Genomic DNA, 21,379 nt, shown 5'->3' on the forward strand with positions numbered 1-21,379 from the left:
CATGCAGCGATGCTGGCTCATTTTCCTGCTGATGCTTGGGCTGACCTTGACCGGGCCTGCCCACGCGCGCGTGCCGGGACCGCAGCAGAACATCGCGCCGGCCAAGGTCCGTGACCTGCAACAGATTCGCACCAGCCAGGTGCTGCGGGTGCTGGTCAACCAGAGCCGCAACAGCTCCGGTGAGGTCAAGGGCGAGCCGGTCGGCATCGAATACTATCGCTTGCGTGCCCTGGAGCATTACCTCAATGCCCGCGCCGCCGACGGCCAGGAGATCCAGCTCAAGCTGATCCCGCGGGCCAAGGAGCAGTTGCTGGGCGCCCTGGCCCGTGGCGAGGGCGACCTGGCCGCGCCGGGCGAGCTGCTCGACCCCGCCGTGGTGCGCGGGGTCAGCAGCAGCGCACCAGTGCTCGACCAGGTGCCGCTGCTGCTGGTGGGGCGCAAGGGCGAGCGCAGTTTCAGCCATGTCGAGCAGTTGTCCGGGCGTACCGTGGCCCTGACCAGCGCCAGCGCGGCCGGCCCTTTGATCCAGCAGGTCAACCAGCAGCTGGCGCTGCGCAAGCGCGCGCCGATCAAGGTGGAGTGGGTCGACTCGACCTTGGCGGTGGAGGATGTGCTGGAAATGGTCCAGGCCGGCATCTATCACCTGACCGTGGTCGAGCAGCCGATCGCCCGGCGCTGGGCCCGGGTGATGCCGCGCCTGCGCCTGGACAGCCGCGTAAAACTGGGGGCGCCGCAAGCCATGCGTTGGTATGTGAGGCCCGATGCGCCGCAGTTGCAGGCCACGGTCGATCGCTTTCTGCAGGGCTACCGCGCACCGGACAACCAGGACGCCGCGTTCGAGCGCATCTACCGCCGCCAGTACCGGGTGCACGACCCCTTGGCCAGCAAGAATCGCCAGCGCCTGACCGCACTGCGGGCGGTGCTGCAGAAACACGGTGAGGCGCAGCAGATCGACTGGCTCAACCTGGCCGCGCTGGCCTTCAAGGAGTCGACGCTCAACCCGGCAGCGCGCGGCACCGGAGGGGCCCATGGCCTGATGCAGATCACCCCTTCGGCGGCGCAGCGCGTGGGGGTGAGCAACACCGCCACGGTGGATGGCAATGTCCAGGCTAGCGCCCGTTACCTGGCGCTGATCCGGCGCAAGTTCTTTGCCAGCGCCAAGATCAACGAGCGCGAGCGCATGGCCTTCGTCCTGGCGGCCTACAACCTGGGGCCCGAGCGGGTCCAGGCCATGCGTGCGGAGGCGCGGCGTCGCGGGCTGAATGGCGACCAGTGGTTTTTCCAGACCGAACGTATCGCCATGGAGCAGGTGGGCATGGGGCCCGTCAACTTCGTCAATAGCGTGAACAAGTACTTTGTAGCGTTCAACCGGGAGCGTGCCGCGCTGGAGCGTGTGGCTAAACGTTGATAAATCGATTTTGTCGATTGTTATGTTGGGTTTTTTGCGATTCTCATATCTATAGAATCGATTATGATGGCGCCCATCCCAACACAACTTTCCCGCTTCAAGGAGTCTTCGACATGAACAACGCTACCCTCAACGCTCTGTTCTCCACCCGCGCCGGCGCTGGCCTGAGCGTCATCCGTATCCTGGTCGGCATCATCTTCATTGCGCATGGCGCGCAAAAACTGTTCGGCATGTTCGGTGGCTATGGCCTGGAAGGCACTGGCCAGTGGATGGAGAGCATCGGCCTGGCCCCGGGTTACCTGATGGCCCTGCTGTCCGGTAGTGCCGAGTTCTTCGGCGGCCTGGCGCTGGTGATCGGCCTGCTGGCCCGCCCGGCGGCCCTGGTGCTGGCGGTGACCCTGGTGGTGGCGATCCTCTCGGTGCACATCGGCAACGGCCTGTTCATGTCCAACAACGGCTATGAGTTCGGCCTGGCCCTGCTGGCTGGCACCGTCGCGGTGCTGATCGAAGGCGCTGGCCGCTTCTCGCTGGACCGCCTGATCGCCCGGTAACGACAGCTGCACGCTACAAGCAACAAGCCGCAAGCAAGAGCAGACCGAGTATTGGCCTGCCACTGCTTGCGGCTTGTTGCTTGCAACTTCCAGCTCATGGCTCTAGCATACCGTCTGCGCCGATTTAAACAGCTACTTGCGGGGCGCAGGAAAGCCCCTCTCCGGGTCATCCGAAATACCGCTAAAGCGCTGGTTCGGTGACGCCTCCCACCGCTGCCCAGCGGGATTCGCGAGGCGGAGAGAAGCTCCATGAGTTGCCCACGTACCAGTGTCTGTTTGAGCCCCTTGCCTGCCAGCCAGGCGTCCCGCACACCGCGCATCCTGCTCGGCGGCCAGCATCAACCCACTCTTTTGCGTCACCTTGAAGGCCTGTCCAGGCGCAAGGGCCAGGCGCGGGCCTTTCTGATCCAGTTTGCCGATAGCGGCTGTCACCTCGCGCAGTATGGCAATGACCGTTTCGACCTGGCCGTGATCCAGGCCCCGGCGCCGGACGAGGCCGCAGATATCATCGGCCACCTCACCCGTATCGCGCGTCAAGGCTTGATTACCCGCCGCTGAGGAGCGCGCTGTTGAGTACCAATATCATCACCACGGAAGGCCATGAGGCGCTGAAGAAAGAACTGGACCACCTGTGGCGGGTGTACCGCCCGGAGATTACCCAGAAGGTTACCTGGGCGGCCTCGCTGGGCGACCGCAGCGAGAATGCCGACTACCAGTACAACAAGAAGCTGCTGCGCGAGATCGACCGCCGGGTGCGTTACCTGCGCAAGCGTCTTGAAGATGTGAAGGTGGTGGCCTACTCGCCGCAGCAGGAGGGCAAGGTGTTTTTCGGTGCCTGGGTGGAGATTGAGAACGACGAGGGCGAGACCATGAAGTTTCGCATTGTCGGGTATGACGAGATCTATGGGCGCAATGACTACATCTCGATCGACTCGCCCATGGCTCGCGCCTTGCTGAAGAAGGAGGAGGGTGATGAGGTGGTGGTGCACACACCTACCGGTGAAGCGACCTGGTATGTGAACAGCATCAGCTACGGGCACTGATCTGATATTGCCTGTTATGGCCCTATCGCCGGCAAGCCAGCTCCCACAGGGATAGCGCATGCCTCGAGGCCGATGCGGTCGAGGTGGGAGCTGGCTTGCCGGCGATAGGGCCCTGACAGGTAAGTCTCACCCTTCCCGCAAGACCGCCAACGGGCTGGCATTCAACGCCCGCCGCGTCCCCAGCACCCCCGCCCCACCTACCAGCAGCGCCCCTGCCAGGGGCAACAGCAGCAACCATACATGCGGGCTCCATTGCAGGTCGAAGGCATAGCGGTACAGCACCAGGGTAATCAGCTCGCACCCGAACGCCGCCAGCAAGCCGCTGGCCGCACCCAGCAAGCCGAACTCGATCCGCCGCGCCTTGACCAGCAATGGCCGCGCTGCGCCCAGCGCACGCAGCAAGGCGCCCTGGCGGATGCGCTCGTCCAGCGTTGCCTGCAAGCCAGCGAACAGCACCGCCAGCCCGGCTGCCAGCACGAACAGCAACACATACTCGACCGCCAGGGTCACCTGGGCGAGGATGCTGCGCAGCTGATCGAGCAAGGCGTCCACCTGCAGGATGGTCACTGCCGGGAATGCCCGTGACAGCGCCACCACATCCAGGTCATGGCCCGGTGCCAGATAGAAGCTGGTCAGGTAGGTGGTCGGGAGCCCCTGCAGCGTGCCGGGTTGGAAGATCATGTAGAAGTTCGGCTGGAAGCTGTCCCAGTGCACGCTGCGCAGGCTGCTGACCCGTGCCTGGCGTTGCTGGCCGCCGATGTCGAAAGTCAGCAGGTCACCCAGTTGCAGCTTCAGGCTGTTGGCCAGTTCCGCCTCCACCGACACACCGGGGATTTCATCTTCGGCGGGCAACGCCTGCCACCAGTTGCCGCCTGTCAGTGCGTTGCCTTCGGGCAGTTCGGCCGCCCACGTCAGGCTGAGGTCGCGCTGAACGGCGCGCTCACCTGCCGAGTCCTTGCTGACCACCTGCTGCACCGGTTGCTCGTTGATTTTTACCAGGCGGCCGGGTGTCACCGGGTACAGCGGCGCCGAGGCGGCATTGACCTGCTGCAGGTGTTGGGCGAAGGGCTCACGATCATCCGGCAGGATGTTCAGGGCGAAATGGTTGGGTGCATCCTTGGGGAGCTGCGCTTGCCAGGTGTCGAGCAGTTCTGCGCGCAGCAGCGCGACCAGGGCCATGGCCAGCAGGATCAGGCCGAAGGCCAGTGCCTGGCCGGCAGCGGCCATGGGGTGGCGCAGCAGTTGGCCCAGCCCCAGTCGCCAGGTCAGTGGTGCCCCGGCCAGCAATTGGCGCAGGCTGCGCAAACCGAGCAGCAGCAGGCCGCCGAGCAGCAGAGCGGCGACCAGGCCGCCACCGAGCAGGGCGAAGGTGAGCAGCAGGTCGAGGCTCAGGCGCCACATGATCAGGCCCAGGGCGAACAGGGCCGCACCGTACACCAGCCAGCTGCTGGGCGGTATCGGCAGCAGGTCGCGGCGCAGCACGCGAAGCGGCGGTACCTGGCCCAGCGCGGCAATTGGCGGCAGGGCGAAACCGGCCAGGGCTACCAGCCCGGTAGCGATGCCGGCCAGGGCTGGGACGATGCCGCCTGCAGGCACCACGCTTGGCAACAGGCCATGCAGCAGGCGGAACAGGCCCAGTTGCGCCAGCCAGCCGAGCAGGGCGCCGGCCAGCGCGGCGACCAGGCCGAGCATGGCCAGCTGCAGGCAGTACAGGCCCAGTGCCTGGCGGCGCGAAAGGCCCAGGCAGCGCAGCAGGGCGCTGGCGTCCAGGCGGCGTGCGGCATAGCGGCTGGCCGACAGGGCCACGGCAACGCCTGCCAGCAGCACCGCCACCAGGCTGGCCATGTTCAGGTAGCGCTCGGCCTTGCCCAGCGCGCCGCCGACCTGCTGGTTGCCATCGCGGGTGTCGCGCAGGCGCTGGTTGGCGGCCAGGTCCTTTTTCAGTGCCCCGCGGTACTGGGCCAGCGCTTCGGCATCGCCGCGCCACAGGTCGCGGTAGGTGACCCGGCTGCCCGGCTGGACCACGCCGGTGGCTTGCAGGTCGGCCAGGTTCATCATTACCCGTGGTGTAAGGCTGTAGAAGTTGTTGGCGCGGTCCGGTTCGTAGGTCAGTACGCGGCTCATGCGCAGCGTCTTCATGCCCACGTCGATGCTGTCGCCAACCTTCAGCCCCAATGCCGCCAAAAGGCGTGGTTCGACCCATGCTTCGCCAGGTGCCGGGCCGCCGCCCGGGGTTTCTGTGGCATAGGGCTGCGCAGCACTGCGCACTTGCCCGCGCAATGGGTAGGCACCGTCGGCAGCCTTGACGCTGGACAGCTGGATGCCGTTGTCGCCGCCGACCACGCTGGTGAACTCGACGACCTGGGCGTGGCGCAGGCCCAGTGCCTTGCCGGCCTCGATCTGCTGGTCGCGGGCCGGGGCGCTGCCCTGCAGCACCAGGTCGGCACCAAGGAACTCGCTGGCGCGCAGTTGCATGGCGCCGTTGAGGCGGGCACCGAAATAGCCGATGGCAGTGCTGGCCGCGACCGCCACCAGCAGGGCGAAGAACAGCACGCGCACTTCGCTTGCGCGAATGTCGCGCAGCAGCTGGCGCAGGGCCAGGCCGCACAGGCGGGACAGCGGCATGTGGGTCATCAGGCCTCCGCCGGGGCCACCAGGCGGCCCGCATCCAGGCGAATCTGGCGGCGGCAGCGCCGGGCCAGGCGTTCGTCATGGGTAACCAGCACCAGGGTGGTGCCGCGCTCCTTGTTCAGTTCGAACAGCAAGTCGCTGATGCGTTCGCCGGTGTGGCTGTCGAGGTTGCCGGTGGGTTCGTCGGCAAACAGCACTGCCGGTTGCGCGGCGAAGGCGCGGGCGATGGCCACCCGTTGTTGTTCGCCGCCCGAAAGCTGGCGCGGAGTGTGGCTCAGGCGCTTGCCCAGACCGACCCGTTCGAGCAGGGTGCGCGCGTGTTCGCGGGCATCGCGGCGGCCATCCAGTTCCAGCGGCAGCATGACGTTCTCCAGGGCATTGAGGCTGTCGAGCAACTGGAACGACTGGAACACGAAACCCACATGTTCGGCGCGCACCCGCGCGCGCTGGTCTTCATCCAGCGGCCCCAGGTCGTGGCCAGCAAGGATGACCTTGCCGGCACTGGGCTGGTCGAGGCCGGCGAGCAGGCCGAGCAGGGTCGACTTGCCCGAACCCGAGGCGCCGACGATTGCCAGGCTGTCGCCTTGGGCCAGGTCGAGGGACAGGGCGTGCAGGATGGTCAGGTCACCTTCCGCGCTGGGGACCACTTTGCTAAGGTTCTGCGCAACGAGAATGCTGGGGCCCATGGAGAATCCGATGCGAGTGTGGTGGTTGAGTGCCGGTCTGGCCCTGTATTGCCTGGCCCAGAGCGCGGCGGCGGGAACACTGCTGGTTGTCGGCGATAGTATCAGCGCCGGTTTTGGCCTGGATACCCGCCAGGGCTGGGTTTCCCTGTTGCAGACCCGCCTGCGGGACGAAGGTTTCGACGACAAGGTGGTCAATGCATCGATCAGCGGCGACACCAGTGCAGGTGGCCAGGCGCGGCTGCCGGCGCTGCTTGCAGCGCACAAGCCGAGCCTGGTGGTACTGGAACTGGGCGGCAACGATGGCCTGCGTGGGCAGCCGCCAGCGCAATTGCAACAAAATCTTGCCTCGATGATCGAGAGCTCGCGCAAGGCCGGTGCCAAGGTGGTGCTGCTGGGCATGCGCCTGCCACCCAATTATGGCGTGCGCTACACCACCGCCTTCGCCCAGGTGTATGAGCAGCTGGCGACGGAAAAACAGGTGCCGCTGGTGCCGTTTTTCCTCGAGGGGGTAGGGGGCGTGCCTGAGTTGATGCAGGCGGATGGCATTCACCCGGCCCAGGCCGCCCAGCAGCGCCTGCTGGAAAATGCCTGGCCGGCGATAAAACCCTTGCTGTGACGCTTTAAACGGCGCCGGCTTTCGGCTAATGTTGCGCCCCCCGTTTCGAGTGCCACCGATGCCGCGCCCTGCCTGGTCCCTGTATGCCTACCAACTGATCGAGCCTGATGAGCAGCTCGACCTGTTCGCCTGCCAGGAAATCCGCGTCCACCTCGTGGCCCGCCAGCTGGAGCTGGGCGTACCGGCCGATCGCACCTTGTGCGGTGGCCTGCTGCCGGCGCAACCGTGCTGGTCGGGGGTGCCGCGCTCGATCTACCGCGATGGCCGCCTGTGCGACCTGTGCCGCGCCATCCTCGATGCCCAGCGGCGCGGCATGCGCCCGGTGTGGCCAGAGCTGCAGGGCGGCTGAACGCCGCACCTTTCATCATCTGAAACGCTTGCATGGCGCCAATGCCTCCCGCTTGCATCGGCGCGGGTGTACAATCGATTCTCTTGACCCACCTTTCGAAGGATTTACCGGATGTTGCCGCGCTTTCCTGCCGTCACCCGTAGCCTGTCCCTGGCCGCCCTGCTGGTAGCAGGCCCCGCTGCTGCGCTGGAGCTGCCACTGCCACCACCCGGTGAAGACATCATCGGCCAGGTGCATGTGATCAAGGCAAAGTACGAGGACACGTTCGCCGATATCGGCACTGCCAACGACCTCGGCTACCTGGAAATGATCGCCGCCAACCCGGGCGTGGACCCGTGGTTGCCAGGTGCCGGCACCGAGATCATCCTGCCGACCCGCTACATCCTGCCGCCTGGCCCGCGTGAAGGCATCGTTATCAACCTGGCCGAATACCGTATGTACTACTTCCCGAAAGGGCAGAACGTGGTGCATACATTCCCGCTGGGCATCGGTCGTGAAGGCTGGGGTTCGCCGATCGCCAATACCAAGATCACTGCCAAGACGCCAAACCCGACCTGGACTCCGCCAGCGTCCATCCGTGCCGAGCACGCGGCTGACGGCGACATCCTGCCGAGCGTGGTGCCGGCTGGCCCGGACAACCCGCTGGGGCCGTTCAAGTTCACCCTCGGCGTGCCGGGCTACCTGATCCACGGTTCGAACAAGAAGTTCGGCATTGGCATGCGTACCAGCCACGGTTGCTTCCGCATGCTCAACAACAACGTGCTGGAACTGTCGAAGATGGTGCCGGTGGGTACGCCGGTGCGCATCATCAACGAGCCCTACAAGTTCGGTATCAGTGGTGGCAAGGTCTATCTGGAGGCGCACACGCCGCTGGACGACCAGGGTAATCCGTCGGTGGTCGATAAACACACTGCTGTTATCAATGCCTTGCTCAAGCGAGAAGACCTGGCCAATAACCTACGCATGAACTGGGACATGGTGCGTGATGTGGTGGCCGCGGAAGATGGCATGCCGGTGGAAATTGCCGTACCGACCGAAAACCAGGGTGGTGCGCCGATGGTTTCGAGCATTCCGCCCGAACTGCAGTAAGGTAATTGCGACACACCCGGGCCTGCCTTAGTGCAGGCCTTTTCGTTTCTGCCTGGCGCGTTTGCCTTGTGCGCAGGCAATAAAAAAGCCGACCCACAAGTGGGTCGGCTTCATAACAATCCGTGAGGATTATTACTTGCGGCTGGCTTTGTCCAGCATACGCAGAGCGCGCTCGTTGGCTTCGTCAGCGGTCTGCTGAGCCTTCTGAGCGGCTGCCAGTGCGTCGTCAGCCTTACGGTAGGCTTCGTCAGCACGAGCTTGAGCGCGAGCTGCTGCGTCTTCAGTCGCAGTCAGACGAGCTTCGGTTTCTTTGGATACGCTGCTGCAACCGGTAGCCAGAACTGCGGCCAGAGCCAGAGCAGAGAATTTCAGAACGTTGTTCATCGTGTTCCCCTTCAAGGACTTTCTATTAAATAGCCATCTCTCGGAAAAGAGAAACTGGCCGGCGTACATAGTACCCATTACTTGTAGTAAGTAAACTGACTAAGCGCAAGAACTGCAAAAAAAATGTTGCCTGACGCCTTTTCGACAAGATTTGCGGCACGCTCCGTGAAAAAAACGTGCAAGGCTCGCAAGCGACTGTAGTACAGGAACTTTTTTGTTGAACTAAGGGTGACTCTAACTGTCTGCCAGCGTCTTAAGCCCTAGTACATCCGGTTGCTGCAGGGCGCGCGGTCAAGAATGGCATTTGGCTGCATTTTCGCCATTTTTAACCGCCACCACCTTGAGCAATCCTGCCTGCGGCGCCTACTATCTTGTGAGTGCCAGAAGATCCGAACGATTGCAATCGTCCAGTGGTCGAAGTGGGCAACAGGTGGCGTAGAGGATTCTGTGCCGGATAAACCACCATCGGTTAAGGTATGGGTCTGCCGAGAAGACCTGCGAGGAGTAGTGATGAGCGAAGCGCTGACCATCCATCATGACCAGGCCGGTCATCAGTTCGAGACCAGCGTGGACGGTCATCGTGCCTATCTGACGTACATGGACCTGGGCAAGCAGACGCTGGACATCTATCGCACCTTCGTACCCAACGCCCTGCGCGGCCGCGGGATTGCTGCCGCCCTGACCGAACGGGCCCTGGAGTATGCTGAGCAGATGGGCTACACCGTGATTCCGTCCTGCTCGTACGTGGAACGCTACATGGAGCGCCAGCAGCGGCATTCGAGCAAGGTCTGATTCTGTAAAAAAAGCGGGGCCGCTTCGCGCCCCATCGCGACACAAGGCCGCTCCTACAGGAAATCGCATAACCCTGTAGGAGCGGCCTTGTGTCGCGATGGGGCGCGAAGCGGCCCCGCTCTTTTATTGCATCAGCCGCGCTTACGCTGCGGCAGCACATCCTTAAGCTTGGCACGCATGCTGCGCAGGGTCTTCTCGGTAGCCGACCAGTCGATGCAGGCATCGGTAATCGACACGCCATACTGCAGCTCGTCCAGGTTCTTCGGAATCGACTGGCAGCCCCAGTTCAGGTGGCTCTCGACCATCAGGCCGATGATCGACTGGTTGCCTTCGAGGATCTGGTTGGCGACGTTCTCCATCACCAGTGGTTGCAGGGCCGGGTCCTTGTTGGAGTTGGCGTGGCTGCAGTCGACCATGATATTGGCCTTGATCTTGGCCTTGGCCAGGTCCTGTTCGCAGAGGGCGACGCTGACCGAGTCGTAGTTCGGCTTGCCGTTGCCGCCGCGCAGTACCACGTGGCCGTACGGGTTGCCCTTGGTGGTGACGATCGACACGCCGCCTTCCTGGTTGATGCCGAGGAAGCGGTGCGGCTTGGATACCGACTGCAGGGCGTTGATGGCAACGGTCAGGCCGCCGTCGGTGCCGTTCTTGAAACCGACTGCCGAGGACAGGCCCGAAGCCATCTCGCGGTGGGTCTGCGATTCGGTGGTGCGGGCGCCGATGGCCGACCAGCTGATCAGGTCCTGCAGGTACTGCGGGGAAATCGGGTCGAGCGCTTCGGTGGCGGTCGGCAGGCCCATTTCGGCCAGGTCCAGCAGCAGCTTGCGACCGATGTGCAGGCCATCCTGGATCTTGAACGAGTCATCCAGGTACGGGTCGTTGATCAGGCCTTTCCAGCCGACGGTGGTGCGCGGTTTTTCGAAATACACGCGCATGACCAGGTACAGCGTGTCGGACACTTCCTCGGCCAGGACTTTCAGGCGCTCGGCGTACTCGTGGGCGGCCTTGATGTCGTGGATCGAGCAAGGGCCGACCACGACGAACAGGCGATGGTCCTTGCCGTCGAGAATATTGCGCACCACTTCACGGCCGGCAGTCACGGTCTGCAGGGCCTTGGCGCTGAGGGGGATTTCCTTCTTGAGCTGATCGGGTGTGATCAGGGTCTCGTTGGAGGCAACGTTCAAGTCATCGATCGGTAAATCAGCCATCGTGTTACTCGTCAGGTCACGGGTGCCGGCCGCCAACTATCCCCGTGCGGCCCAGCAGCAAGAATAATCGCAGCGGGGAGCCGAACCTTAGCGCGTTACAGGTGGCGCGACAATGGGCTGGGCCCAGTCCGTGTGGGGTTTTTCCGAGATGGCAGGTGTTTGCCGTGCATGGGCTGCCCAGCGCCGCGCAACCTGTGTAAAAAGAGGGCTGACTTTTACCAGGAGATCGGCATGCACCCGCACACACCACGTATCGGCATCATCGGCAGTGGCGCCATCGGCGGCTTCTATGGGTTGATGCTGGCCCGGGCCGGCTTCGATGTGCATTTTCTTTTGCGCAGCGAGTACGAGGTTGTCCGCAAGCAGGGGTTGACCCTGGAAAGTGCCGAGCATGGCAAACTGCAGACAAAGGTGCAGGCCTATTCCAGTGCCGCCGGCATGCCGCCCTGCGACTGGCTGCTGGTGGGTGCCAAGGCCACCAGCAATGACCAGTTGGCGCCGCTGATCGTGCAGGCGGCTGCACCGGGCGCCAAGGTGGTGCTGTTGCAGAATGGTCTGGGCGTGGAGGAGCAGTTGCGTCCGGCCTTGCGCAGCGACATGCACCTGCTCGGCGGCCTGTGTTTCATCTGCGTCAACCGCCAGGCGCCCGGCGTGATTCGCCACCAGGCCCTGGGCGCGGTCAACCTCGGCTACCACAGCGGGCCGGCAAACGATGGCGGTGCCGCGCTGGTCAATGAGGGTGCTGAGCTGTTCCGGGCTGCGGGCATCGACTCGCAGGCCATGCCCGACCTGGCCCAGGCACGCTGGCAGAAGCTGGTATGGAATGTGCCCTATAACGGCCTGTCGGTGCTGCTCGGAGCCAGCACCACGCCGTTGATGGCCGACAGTAATGGCCGTGCCCTGATCCAGGCCTTGATGGCGGAGGTAGTACAAGGCGCGGCGGCATGTGGCTATGTGTTGCCCGAGGGATATGCCGAGCACCTGTTCCAGGTGACCGAGCGCATGCCCGACTACTGGCCCAGCATGTACCACGACCATGTCCACAAGCGCCCGCTGGAGCTGCAGGCCATCTATGCCGAGCCGTTGGCACAGGCGCGTGCGGCAGGCTGCCACTTGCCGCGCATGGAGATGCTGTATCAGGCGCTGGCTTTCATCGACCGGGGCCAACAGCCCCGCTGAGGGTGGCTCTGGCCCCGTCGGGGCGCTCCAGCCCGCATCGGCAGCGCGCCGGACGGCAAAGCGTGCGTCCGGCGCGCTGCTAAGCTGAAGCTTGCTCTGCCGCAGCGGCAGTCGAGGAGGTCGAATGATCCACTCCATGCTGTATGCCACCGACCTCGGTGTCTACGCCCCTTTTGTCATGCAACACGCGCTGGCGCTGGCGCGCACATTTGGCGCCGAGTTGTATGTGATCCATGCGGTGGAGCCCATGGGCCAGTTCGCTGAATCTCTCCTGCAGAGCTACCTGGATGAACAGACGCTCGACCAGTTGCACAGCCAGGGGGTGAATACGGTGATGGCCAATATCGAGCAGCGTGTGCTGGAAAACTTTCGCGACGAACTTGGCGAGGAGGCTGACCTGGCAGTGATCAAGGCAGTGCGGGTACGCCAGGGCGACCCAGCGCAGGTGATCCTCGACCAGGCACAGCGGCTGAGCGTCGATCTGCTGATTTTCGGTAGCCATAGTGCCGGCGCCGGCGTGGATGTGCCATTGGGGCGCACAGCGGTACGGCTGCTGCAGCTGTCGCCGGTACCGGTATACATGGTGCCGCTGGCGCAGCATTTGGGGCGTAGGAAAGCATGAAGATGGCCGTAGGCCATTTCGGGGTGGTATGTAACAAAATAGTTCTAGATTTATTTCCAGAACCACTAATATAGTTATATATCGTCGCCGCCTGCTGCCGCGGACTCATCGCTGAACCGAGGGAAACCTATGAAGCTTCAACAACTGCGCTACATCTGGGAAGTGGCGCACCATGACCTCAACGTCTCCGCGACGGCGCAGAGCCTGTATACCTCCCAGCCAGGTATCAGCAAGCAGATCCGCCTGCTCGAGGATGAACTGGGTGTTGAAGTCTTTGCCCGCAGCGGCAAGCACCTGACCCGCGTTACCCCGGCCGGTGAGCGCATCATCAATACCGCCGGCGAAATCCTGCGCAAGGTCGAAAGCATCAAGCAGATTGCCCAGGAGTTCTCCAACGAGAAGAAGGGCACGCTGTCCATCGCCACCACCCACACCCAGGCGCGTTATGCCTTGCCGCCGGTGATCAGCAACTTCATCAAGCAGTACCCGGAAGTGTCCTTGCACATGCACCAGGGTTCGCCCATGCAGATTGCCGAAATGGCTGCGGACGGTACGGTCGACTTTGCCATCGCCACCGAGGCGCTGGAGCTGTTCGGCGACCTGATCATGATGCCGTGCTACAAGTGGAATCGCTGCGTGGTAGTGCCGCAGGGCCATCCGTTGACCAAGCTGCCAAAGCTTACCCTGGAAGCGGTCGCCGAATACCCGATCGTTACCTACGTGTTCGGTTTCACCGGGCGTTCGAAGCTGGACGAAGCGTTCAACCACCGCGGCCTCACGCCGAAAGTTGTGTTTACCGCGGCTGACGCCGACGTGATCAAAACTTATGTGCGCCTGGGGCTGGGCGTGGGAATCGTCGCCAAGATGGCGGTGGACACCAAACTCGACAGCGACCTGGTGGCCCTGGATGCCAGCGAGCTGTTCGAAGCCAGCATTACCAAGATCGGCTTCCGCCGCGGCACTTTCCTGCGTGGTTTCATGTGCGACTTCATTGAGAAGTTCGCCCCGCACCTGACCCGTGAAGTGATGGCCAAGGCCATTCAGTGCCATAACAAGCAGGAGCTGGAAGATCTGTTCGAAGGCGTCGAGCTGCCGGTGCACTGATCCGGAATTGCAGGGGGCCGCTTTGCGGCCCATCGCGACACAAGGCCGCTCCTACAGGAGATCACATTCCCCTGTAGGAGCGGCCTTGTGTCGCGATGGGCTGTGAAACAGCCCCGGCTATTTCAAGCCTTGCTGATCAGGTTGCCCGCGTGCAACCCGCATTCCTTCTGCGTCGACTCTTCCCACCACCAACGCCCTTCGCGCTCATGCTGGTTTGGCAGCACCGGGCGGGTGCAGGGCTCGCAGCCGATGCTGATGAAGCCGCGCTCGTGCAGGCTGTTGTACGGCAGCTCCAGCATGCGGATATAACCCCACACCTCCTCGCTGGTCATCTGCGCCAGTGGGTTGAACTTGTACAGGGTGCGTTCGGGCGTGGAGAACGCGCTGTCGATTTCCACTGCAGCCACCTGGCTGCGGGTGCCCGGGCTCTGGTCGCGGCGCTGGCCGGTGGCCCAGGCGCTAACGGTGGCCAACTTGCGACGCAGCGGCTCGATCTTGCGGATGCCGCAGCACTCGCCGTGGCCGTCCTTGTAGAAGCTGAACAGGCCCTTTTCCTTGACGAACGGGTCGAGTTTGGCGCGGTCGGGGCTGAGGATTTCGATCGGCAGGTTGTACTGCTCGCGGACCTGGTCGATGAACCGGTAGGTCTCCGGGTGCAGGCGGCCGGTGTCGAGGCTGAACACCTTGACCTGCTTGTTCAGCTTCCAGGCCATGTCCACCAGCACCACGTCCTCGGCGCCGCTGAAGGAGATCCACAGGTCATCACCGAAGTGCTCGAAGGCAAGCTTGAGGATGTCCTGCGGGGACTTGTTGGCATAGGTCGCGGCCAGGGCGGCGACGTCGAAGGGTTGGCTCATCAGGCGGTTTCCATCTTGGCTGTGGCGCTGTGCGCTCGTAGTGAGGTGATGGTAACAAAAAATGCCGGGTTAGGCGGGCCTGGAGTCGGTGGCGCCTGCGCCCACAGGTACAGCGCACATCTGCCAGTTGTGGGAGCGGGCGAGCCCGCGAAGCAGGCGCCGCCGATCACAAGCCCTGCAAGGTCTCCATCAACACCCGCACCTTGGCAATCGACTCTTCATATTCGGCCTGCCACTCGGAGTCGGCCACCACCGCGCCGCCGCCCCAGCAACTGACCTGCCCACCCTTGACCAGCAGGCTGCGAATGGCAATCGAGCTGTCCATCTCGCCGCGCACATCCACGTAGAGCAGTGAGCCGCAGTACAGCGCCCGGCGTGCCGGCTCCAGTTCATCGATGATCTGCATGGCGCGGATCTTCGGCGCGCCGGTGATCGAACCGCCGGGGAAGCTGTCGCCGATCAGGTCAAGGGCATCCTTGTCGCTGGCCAACTGGCCGGTGATGCTGCTGACCAGGTGGTGCACGTTGGGGTAGCTCTCCAGGCTGAACAGCTCCGGCACCTTCACCGAGCCGATCTCGCAGGTACGCCCCAGGTCGTTGCGCAGCAGGTCGACGATCATCAGGTTTTCCGAGCGATCCTTGGGGCTGTGCAGCAGCTCCTCGGCATTGCGCATGTCTTCTGCCGGGTTGCTGGCGCGCGGGCGGGTGCCCTTGATCGGCCGGGTTTCCACCTGGCGCTGGCTGACGCGGATGAAGCGTTCGGGCGAAAAGCTCAGCAGGGCGCTGCCGTCGGCCAGTTGCTGGTAGCCGGAGAAGGGGGTGGGGCAGGCTTTGCGCAGGGCCTGGTAAGCGTGCCACGGGTCGCCCTGGCAGGGCGCGCGGAAGCGCTGGGTAAGGTTGATCTGGTAGCAGTCGCCGGCCTGGATGTAGCGCTGCACCTGGTCAAAGGCGGCCTTGTACTGCTCGGGCTGCAGGTCGCCGGCCATCGGCGCGAGTAGCTGGAAGCTGCCGCTTTCCGCGTTGTCGACACCTTCGAACAGGGCGATCAGGCGTTCCCGTTCGCTGTCCGGCAGGCGCGGGTGGAACACCAGTTGGCTGGTCGCGCACTGGTGGTCGGTCACCAGCGCCCAGGCATACAGCCCCAGTTGCGCGTCCGGTAGGCCAAGGTCGTCCACGGCCAGGCTGGGCAGGTGTTCCAGGCGGCGGCCGAAGTCATAGCTCAGGTAGCCGATCAGGCCGCCGGCAAACGGCAGCTCGCTGCCTGCGGGCAACTGCGCATGGCCCAGCTGTGCCAGGCCGGCGCGCAGGCGCTGGAGGAAGGTGCGGCCATCTTCGTCGGGCTGCGCCTGCAGGTGTTGCAGCGGCCAGGCGCTGAGCAGGTCGAAGCGCCCGCGTTCGGCGCCGGGGCGGGCGCTGTCCAGCAGGATCGCACCGGGGGCCTGGCGCAGGCGGGCGAAAAAGGCGGCAGGGTCGGGCTGGTAGGGCAGGGGGTGGAGCGTACAGGTCGGCATCAGTGTGGACGGCGATGTAAAAGCGAGGAGAGCGATTGTAGACCTGTGCAGGAAATGCGCCTAGCGCTGGGCGCGACATTCAACATTGTGTTTGGCGCCGGGGGGCTGTTTTGCAGCCCATTCGCAGCACAAGGCTGCTCCTGCAGGAGATAGCGTAAACCTGTAGGAGCAGCCTTGTGCTGCGAATGGGCCGCAAAGCGGCCCCCCGGGTTGCTAGCGCGGATGCACGTGCCCGAACAAACCTTGCGATACTCGCACGCGCTGTTCGGCATCTTCGCTGATGCCATCCTTGGCCAGTGCTTCCAGGTGCGCTTCGATGGCGTGGGTGCGCTGGGTCAGGCCGCAGTCGTTGGCGATCTGGATGTTCAGGCCGGGGCGGGCGTTGAGTTCGAGGATCAGCGGCCCCTTGTCCTGGTCCAGTACCATGTCGACACCGATGTAGCCCAGGCCACACAGCTCGTAGCAGCCGGCCGCCAGCTTCATGAAACCGTCCCAGTTCGGCAACTGCACGCCATCCACCGCATTGGTGGTGTCCGGGTGCTTGCTGATGATGTTGTTCAGCCAGGTGCCGCGCAGGGTAACGCCGGTGGCCAGGTCGACACCCACGCCGATGGCGCCCTGGTGCAGGTTGGCCTTGCCGCCGGACTGGCGGGTCGGAAGGCGCAGCATGGCCATCACCGGGTAGCCCATCAGCACGATGATGCGGATGTCCGGCACGCCTTCGTAGCTGATGCTCTTGAAGATCTGGTCGGGGGTGACCCGGTACTCGATCAGTGCGCGGTCGCGGTGGCCGCCCAAGGAGTACAGGCCGGTGAGGATGCTCGAGATCTGGTGTTCGATCTCCTCGTGGCTGATGATCTTGCCCGATACCGTGCGGTAACGGTCCTCGAAGCGGTCGGCGATCACCAGGATGCCGTCACCGCCAGCGCCCTGCGCCGGCTTGATGACGAAATCGTTGCGCCCGCCGATGATCTGGTCGAGCTTCTCGATCTCTTTCTCGGTCTCGATGATGCCGTACATTTCCGGCACATGGATGCCGGCCGCCAGGGCGCGCTCCTTGGTGATGATCTTGTCGTCGACGATCGGGTACAGGTGGCGCTTGTTGTACTTCAGCACGTAGTCCGCGTTGCGCCGGTTGATACCCATGATGCCCCGGGCCTCCAGGGCTTTCCACGTCTTGATCAGGCCAAACATCAGGCGTCAGCCTTCTTCAGGAATGCCTTGAAGCGCACGAGCTCGGTCAGGCGGTAGCCGCGGTAGCGACCCATTGCCAGCATGAAGCCCACCAGGATCAGCAGCACGGCCGGGAAGGTGAACACGAAGTACACCAGCTCCGGCACCATCATCAACAGGTGCGCCAGGGAAGCGGCGAACAGGGTGCCGATGGCCACTTTCATGGCATGGCCGCCGCCACGCTCTTCCCAGGTGATGGACAGGCGCTCGATGGTCATGGTCAGGATCACCATCGGGAACAGCGCTACCGACAACCCGCGCTCCAGGCCCAGCTTGTGGCTGAACAGGCTGATGGCGGCAATCAGCACCACGACGAAGGTCAGTACCACAGACAGGCGTGGCAGCATCTGCAGCTTCAGGTGTTCCAGGTACGAGCGCAGCGACAGGCCCAGGGCGGTGATTACCGTGAACAGCACGATACCGAAGCCCAGCTGGGTCTCGCGGAAGGCCAGGGCGATCAGTACCGGGGTGAAGGTACCCAGTGTCTGCAGGCCGACCAGGTTGCGCAGCACCAGGATCACCAGCACACCGATCGGGATCATCACCATGATCATGAAGGTTTGCTGGGTCTGCAGCGGCAGGCCGTACAGCGAATATTCTAGGAAGTCGGCGTCGGTATTCTCGTCGGTCAGCTTGGCCAGACGGATGGCGTTCATCTCGCTGTTGTTCATGCTGAAGGTAACGTTGGCCTTCTTGCCGCCATCGACGGTGATCAGGTTGTCGTCACCGGTCCACCACAGCAGGCGATCGCTGGGCAGGCCCTGCTCGCCGGTGTCCGGGTTGAAGTACAGCCAGTCGGTACCGTTGAAGCTGCGCAGCCACAGTTCCGGGGTTTGCGGGGTGTCGGCCACCAGGCGGATGGTGTGCACCTTCTCCATCGGTACGTGGGCGATCGACAGCAGCAGGTCGATGACCTGGGCCTTCTTCATGGCCGAGGTGTCGCCGGCCAGCAGAAGCTTGACGTTGTCGTCGTTGAGGTTGTTGACCCGCTTGATGGTCTCGCTGACGAAGGTCTCGACGTCGGCCGAATGCTGGCGGATCGGCGCCATCAGGGCCTCGGCGGCGATCTTTTCGGGGCCTTCCACTGCCAGGCTGTCACGGAAGGTCGGGCCTTTGACCGTGGTCTTCTCGTTGCTGTAGCGCTTGGTCAGCACTAGGCGGTAGTAGAGGGTCTGGTTGCCGCTGGCGCGGCGGGCCGACCAGGTAACCTTGCGGTTGCCGTCGGCACGGTTGACGCTCACCCCGTAGTTGTTGGAGATGAAGCTCTCGTTGAGGCTGACGTAGTCGCGGTTCAGCGGTGGCACGAACATCTGCACCTTGACCGGGTCCTTGGTGCTGGCCACGAACTCGACCTTGGCGTCGATGTTCCACAGGTCGTCGGTTTCATCCTCGGTTACCGGGATGCCGAGTACGAAGATCTGATAAGCCGTGACCGCCACGCCCAACAGCACCAGCACGGTGATCAGGACTTTCAGATGGAGGGTAAGAGAGCGCATCGGGATTACTCTGCTTTGGGAGCGTCGGTGGCACAGGCAGGTTTGCCGGCCGCGTATTTAAGGCTTGGGTCGACCAGCGCGTCGAAGTGCTTGAGCGCCTCGGAGCCGATCAGCAGCGGGAACTGGAAGGCGCTGCGGTCGGTGAGGTTGACTTCGATGGTGCGCATGGCCTGGCCCATGCAGATTTCAAGTTCGATGACCGGGCGCGCGGTGTAGGCCTTGCCCGATTCAGCATCATAGTCGCCGGCCCGGCGCTTGATCTTGCTTACGCGTGCCAGCGGGCGTTCGATAGGGTGCGAATGGGCGGCGTCGATGGCCAGGTAGAAGCGCACCCAGCTTTCGCCGTTGCGCTTGAAACGCTTGATGTCGCGGGCGCTGAGCGACGCGGTCTTGGCGCCGGTGTCGAGCTTGGCGGCCACTTCCAGGTCCAGGTCGCCCAGGCGTGCATATTCGTTGAGACCGTACACGGTCTTGCCTGCGGCCTGGCCAAGGGCCGGCAGCAGGGTGAGGCAGAGCAGCAATGATGCGGGTGTAAGTCTCATATTCCTGGCGCGGTGCAGTGCAAGGTTCGGGGCTGTTTTCAAAGCCATGTTCAGAGCCGTGTTCAGGGCAAGGCGACTGGCAGCGACTGCGCAAGCTTCCTCGTTCATCTGTCAACAGCATGAATGGATGACAGACAGGCTATCCATACTCCATCGGAGGCGCGGCATTCTATCACGCCGGCGCCTTGACGCCAGCGGTGCGCGATCTGACAGCACCGGGCTGGCATTAGTTCGTTCTTAGACGATTGTCGACAATATTGATTTTGTCTTTGACTGCTTCGGTCTAATTCGCTAATTTCTGGCAAAGAGATTTTCAAGGTGTCGACAATATGCAGGACCTATCCACCCCCAGCCCGGTGCTGACAGACGAAACGGAAACCTTGTCCGAAAACGTCTTCCGGCGCATCCAGGCGGCCATCGTCAAGGGCGATATCGCCCCCGGCAGCAAGATTTCCGAGCCGGAGCTGGCGCGTACCTATGGCATCAGCCGCGGGCCGCTGCGCGAGGCCATCCACCGCCTCGAAGGCCAGCGCCTGCTGGTGCGCGTGCCGCATGTGGGGGCGCGGGTGGTGTCGCTCAATCATGCCGAACTGATCGAGCTGTACGAAATTCGCGAATCGCTGGAAGGCATGGCTTGCCGCCTGGCCGCCGAACGCATGAGCCAGGCCGACATCGACGAACTGCGCCGGGTGCTCGACACCCACGAGCGCGATGCCGCGTTCCAGGCCGGCCTGGGCTATTACCAGCAGGAAGGCGACTACGACTTTCATTACCGGATCATCCAGGGCAGCGGTAACCAGACCCTGGTCAAGATGCTCTGCGGCGAGCTGTACCAGCTGGTGCGCATGTACCGCATCCAGTTTTCCGCCACGCCCAACCGGCCGCGCCAGGCCTTTGCCGAACACCACCGCATTCTCGATGCCATCGCCGACCGTGACGGCGAGCTGGCCGAACTTCTGATGCGCCGCCACATCGGCGCGTCCAAGCGCAATATCGAGCGTCACTATCTGGACGCCCACAACAACAGCCCACGAGGTGAGAAATGACTGTGAAGAGCACCCCCGGTCAGCGTTTCCGCGACGCCGTTGCCGCTGAACATCCGCTGCAGGTGGTTGGCGCCATCAATGCCAATCATGCCCTGCTGGCCAAGCGCGCCGGCTTCAAGGCCATCTACCTGTCCGGTGGCGGCGTCGCCGCCGGTTCGCTGGGCCTGCCGGACCTGGGCATCAGCGGCCTGGACGATGTACTCACCGATGTGCGCCGCATCACCGACGTGTGCGACCTGCCGCTGCTGGTGGATGTCGACACCGGTTTTGGTGCCTCTGCCTTCAACGTCGCCCGTACCGTGCGCTCGATGAGCAAGTTCGGCGCTGCCGCCATCCATATCGAGGACCAGGTTGGCGCCAAGCGCTGCGGCCACCGCCCGAACAAGGAAATCGTCAGCCAGCAGGAAATGGTCGACCGCATCAAGGCCGCAGTCGATGCCCGTACCGATGACAGCTTCGTGATCATGGCGCGTACCGACGCCCTGGCCGTGGAGGGCCTGAACGCCGCCCTGGACCGCGCCGCCGCCTGCGTCGAGGCCGGTGCCGACATGATCTTCCCTGAAGCCATCACCGAGCTGCAGATGTACAAGACCTTCGCCGACCGGGTGAAGGCACCGATCCTGGCCAACATCACCGAGTTCGGCGCCACGCCGCTGTACACCACCGAGGAGCTGGCCTCGGTCGACGTGTCGCTGGTGCTGTACCCGCTGTCGGCGTTCCGCGCCATGAACAAGGCAGCCGAGAACGTGTACACCGCGCTGCGCCGCGACGGCACGCAGAAGAACGTGATCGACACCATGCAGACCCGCATGGAGCTCTACGATGCCATTGGTTACCACGCCTTCGAGCAGAGCCTCGATGCGCTGTTTGCCCAGAAAAAAGGTTGAGCCTGTGAGGGCCTCATCGCCGGCAAGCCGGCTCCCACAGGTACCGCACAAGGTTCGAGCCCTGTGCAGGACATTGTGGGAGCTGGCTTGCCGGCGATAGGGCCGATACAGCCACCCCCGAATTAGCCAGAAAGAATCCATAACAA

22 protein-coding genes are annotated in these 21,379 nt (G+C 63.5%); 13 read left to right on the forward strand and 9 right to left on the reverse strand.

Annotated elements, in window-relative coordinates:
• Nucleotide 1: 1 nt before the first annotated feature.
• The 4 genes from GEV38_RS10320 (at nucleotide 2) to greB (ending at nucleotide 3,002) form a co-directional block, all read left to right on the forward strand.
• The gene (locus tag GEV38_RS10320) at nucleotides 2-1,408 is read left to right on the forward strand and encodes a transglycosylase SLT domain-containing protein (RefSeq protein ID WP_015269704.1); all 1,407 of its coding nucleotides are present in this window, start codon (nucleotides 2-4) and stop codon (nucleotides 1,406-1,408) included.
• A gap of 113 nt (nucleotides 1,409-1,521) precedes the next feature.
• Nucleotides 1,522-1,959 (forward strand): DoxX family protein, encoded by a 438-nt coding sequence (locus tag GEV38_RS10325; RefSeq protein WP_015269705.1) that lies wholly within the window; start codon nucleotides 1,522-1,524, stop codon nucleotides 1,957-1,959.
• A 249-nt stretch (nucleotides 1,960-2,208) separates the two neighbouring features.
• The gene (locus GEV38_RS10330) at nucleotides 2,209-2,517 is read left to right on the forward strand and encodes a hypothetical protein (RefSeq protein ID WP_054572841.1); all 309 of its coding nucleotides are present in this window, start codon (nucleotides 2,209-2,211) and stop codon (nucleotides 2,515-2,517) included.
• Nucleotides 2,518-2,528: 11 nt separating this feature from the next.
• Nucleotides 2,529-3,002, forward strand: a complete 474-nt coding sequence (greB, locus tag GEV38_RS10335; RefSeq protein WP_054572842.1) for a transcription elongation factor GreB — start codon at nucleotides 2,529-2,531, stop codon at nucleotides 3,000-3,002.
• A 126-nt stretch (nucleotides 3,003-3,128) separates the two neighbouring features.
• On the opposite strand, the gene GEV38_RS10340 is transcribed toward greB, so the two are convergent.
• Nucleotides 3,129-5,636, reverse strand: a complete 2,508-nt coding sequence (locus GEV38_RS10340; RefSeq protein WP_015269708.1) for an ABC transporter permease — start codon at nucleotides 5,634-5,636, stop codon at nucleotides 3,129-3,131.
• Nucleotides 5,636-6,319, reverse strand: coding sequence for an ABC transporter ATP-binding protein (locus tag GEV38_RS10345; protein ID WP_003259775.1), 684 nt, complete (start codon nucleotides 6,317-6,319; stop codon nucleotides 5,636-5,638). The genes GEV38_RS10340 and GEV38_RS10345 overlap by 1 nt, the downstream gene beginning before the upstream one ends.
• A gap of 10 nt (nucleotides 6,320-6,329) precedes the next feature.
• Here GEV38_RS10345 and GEV38_RS10350 point away from each other — a divergent pair, with 10 nt between their 5' ends.
• From GEV38_RS10350 to GEV38_RS10360, 3 genes are all read left to right on the forward strand, one after another.
• Nucleotides 6,330-6,935, forward strand: coding sequence for an arylesterase (locus tag GEV38_RS10350; protein WP_015269709.1), 606 nt, complete (start codon nucleotides 6,330-6,332; stop codon nucleotides 6,933-6,935).
• A 58-nt stretch (nucleotides 6,936-6,993) separates the two neighbouring features.
• Nucleotides 6,994-7,284, forward strand: coding sequence for a hypothetical protein (locus GEV38_RS10355; RefSeq protein ID WP_173895791.1), 291 nt, complete (start codon nucleotides 6,994-6,996; stop codon nucleotides 7,282-7,284).
• A 111-nt stretch (nucleotides 7,285-7,395) separates the two neighbouring features.
• On the forward strand, nucleotides 7,396-8,373 hold the full coding sequence (locus tag GEV38_RS10360) for a L,D-transpeptidase family protein (RefSeq protein WP_003259779.1): 978 nt from the start codon (nucleotides 7,396-7,398) through the stop codon (nucleotides 8,371-8,373).
• A 132-nt stretch (nucleotides 8,374-8,505) separates the two neighbouring features.
• Here the strand turns inward: GEV38_RS10360 and oprI are convergent, their stop codons facing one another.
• Entirely contained in the window at nucleotides 8,506-8,757 is a 252-nt protein-coding gene (oprI, locus tag GEV38_RS10365) for an outer membrane lipoprotei OprI (protein ID WP_003259780.1), read from the reverse strand.
• A 510-nt stretch (nucleotides 8,758-9,267) separates the two neighbouring features.
• Here oprI and GEV38_RS10370 point away from each other — a divergent pair.
• On the forward strand, nucleotides 9,268-9,549 hold the full coding sequence (locus tag GEV38_RS10370) for a GNAT family N-acetyltransferase (RefSeq protein ID WP_003259781.1): 282 nt from the start codon (nucleotides 9,268-9,270) through the stop codon (nucleotides 9,547-9,549).
• A 131-nt stretch (nucleotides 9,550-9,680) separates the two neighbouring features.
• Here the strand turns inward: GEV38_RS10370 and GEV38_RS10375 are convergent, their stop codons facing one another.
• Entirely contained in the window at nucleotides 9,681-10,757 is a 1,077-nt protein-coding gene (locus GEV38_RS10375; RefSeq protein ID WP_013971901.1) for a 3-deoxy-7-phosphoheptulonate synthase, read from the reverse strand.
• A gap of 231 nt (nucleotides 10,758-10,988) precedes the next feature.
• On the opposite strand from GEV38_RS10375, the gene GEV38_RS10380 reads away from it, so the two are divergent.
• From GEV38_RS10380 to cysB, 3 genes are all read left to right on the forward strand, one after another.
• A complete protein-coding gene (locus GEV38_RS10380) occupies nucleotides 10,989-11,936 on the forward strand; it encodes a putative 2-dehydropantoate 2-reductase (protein ID WP_015269710.1) in 948 nt (315 codons plus the stop codon).
• Between the two features lie 124 nt (nucleotides 11,937-12,060).
• A complete protein-coding gene (locus GEV38_RS10385; protein WP_015269711.1) occupies nucleotides 12,061-12,558 on the forward strand; it encodes a universal stress protein in 498 nt (165 codons plus the stop codon).
• Nucleotides 12,559-12,687: 129 nt separating this feature from the next.
• Nucleotides 12,688-13,662 carry an HTH-type transcriptional regulator CysB gene (cysB, locus tag GEV38_RS10390; RefSeq protein WP_013971904.1) on the forward strand — a complete coding sequence of 325 codons (975 nt, stop codon included), beginning with the start codon at nucleotides 12,688-12,690 and terminating at the stop codon, nucleotides 13,660-13,662.
• Nucleotides 13,663-13,784: 122 nt separating this feature from the next.
• Here the strand turns inward: cysB and GEV38_RS10395 are convergent, their stop codons facing one another.
• From GEV38_RS10395 to GEV38_RS10415, 5 genes are all read right to left on the reverse strand, one after another.
• Nucleotides 13,785-14,519, reverse strand: coding sequence for a phosphoadenylyl-sulfate reductase (locus tag GEV38_RS10395; protein ID WP_015269712.1), 735 nt, complete (start codon nucleotides 14,517-14,519; stop codon nucleotides 13,785-13,787).
• 166 nt (nucleotides 14,520-14,685) lie between these two features.
• On the reverse strand, nucleotides 14,686-16,029 hold the full coding sequence (gene pabB, locus GEV38_RS10400; protein WP_054572631.1) for an aminodeoxychorismate synthase component I: 1,344 nt from the start codon (nucleotides 16,027-16,029) through the stop codon (nucleotides 14,686-14,688).
• 213 nt (nucleotides 16,030-16,242) lie between these two features.
• On the reverse strand, nucleotides 16,243-17,223 hold the full coding sequence (locus GEV38_RS10405; RefSeq protein ID WP_013971907.1) for an alpha-L-glutamate ligase-like protein: 981 nt from the start codon (nucleotides 17,221-17,223) through the stop codon (nucleotides 16,243-16,245).
• A complete protein-coding gene (locus GEV38_RS10410; protein ID WP_013971908.1) occupies nucleotides 17,223-18,758 on the reverse strand; it encodes an inactive transglutaminase family protein in 1,536 nt (511 codons plus the stop codon). Before GEV38_RS10410 ends, GEV38_RS10405 begins: the two co-directional genes overlap by 1 nt.
• Before the next feature lie 5 nt (nucleotides 18,759-18,763).
• The gene (locus GEV38_RS10415) at nucleotides 18,764-19,300 is read right to left on the reverse strand and encodes an ATP-dependent zinc protease (RefSeq protein ID WP_023662146.1); all 537 of its coding nucleotides are present in this window, start codon (nucleotides 19,298-19,300) and stop codon (nucleotides 18,764-18,766) included.
• A 329-nt stretch (nucleotides 19,301-19,629) separates the two neighbouring features.
• Here GEV38_RS10415 and GEV38_RS10420 point away from each other — a divergent pair, with 329 nt between their 5' ends.
• Both GEV38_RS10420 and prpB read left to right on the forward strand, forming a co-directional pair.
• The gene (locus GEV38_RS10420; protein ID WP_013971909.1) at nucleotides 19,630-20,346 is read left to right on the forward strand and encodes a GntR family transcriptional regulator; all 717 of its coding nucleotides are present in this window, start codon (nucleotides 19,630-19,632) and stop codon (nucleotides 20,344-20,346) included.
• Nucleotides 20,343-21,233: a methylisocitrate lyase gene (gene prpB / locus GEV38_RS10425; RefSeq protein ID WP_003259689.1), complete on the forward strand. Its 891-nt coding sequence runs from the start codon at nucleotides 20,343-20,345 to the stop codon at nucleotides 21,231-21,233. The genes GEV38_RS10420 and prpB overlap by 4 nt, the downstream gene beginning before the upstream one ends.
• Nucleotides 21,234-21,379 lie beyond the last annotated feature (146 nt).

Origin of the sequence: Pseudomonas sp. 13159349, assembly GCF_013305685.1 — a bacterium.
Classification (GTDB): domain Bacteria; phylum Pseudomonadota; class Gammaproteobacteria; order Pseudomonadales; family Pseudomonadaceae; genus Aquipseudomonas; species Aquipseudomonas asiatica.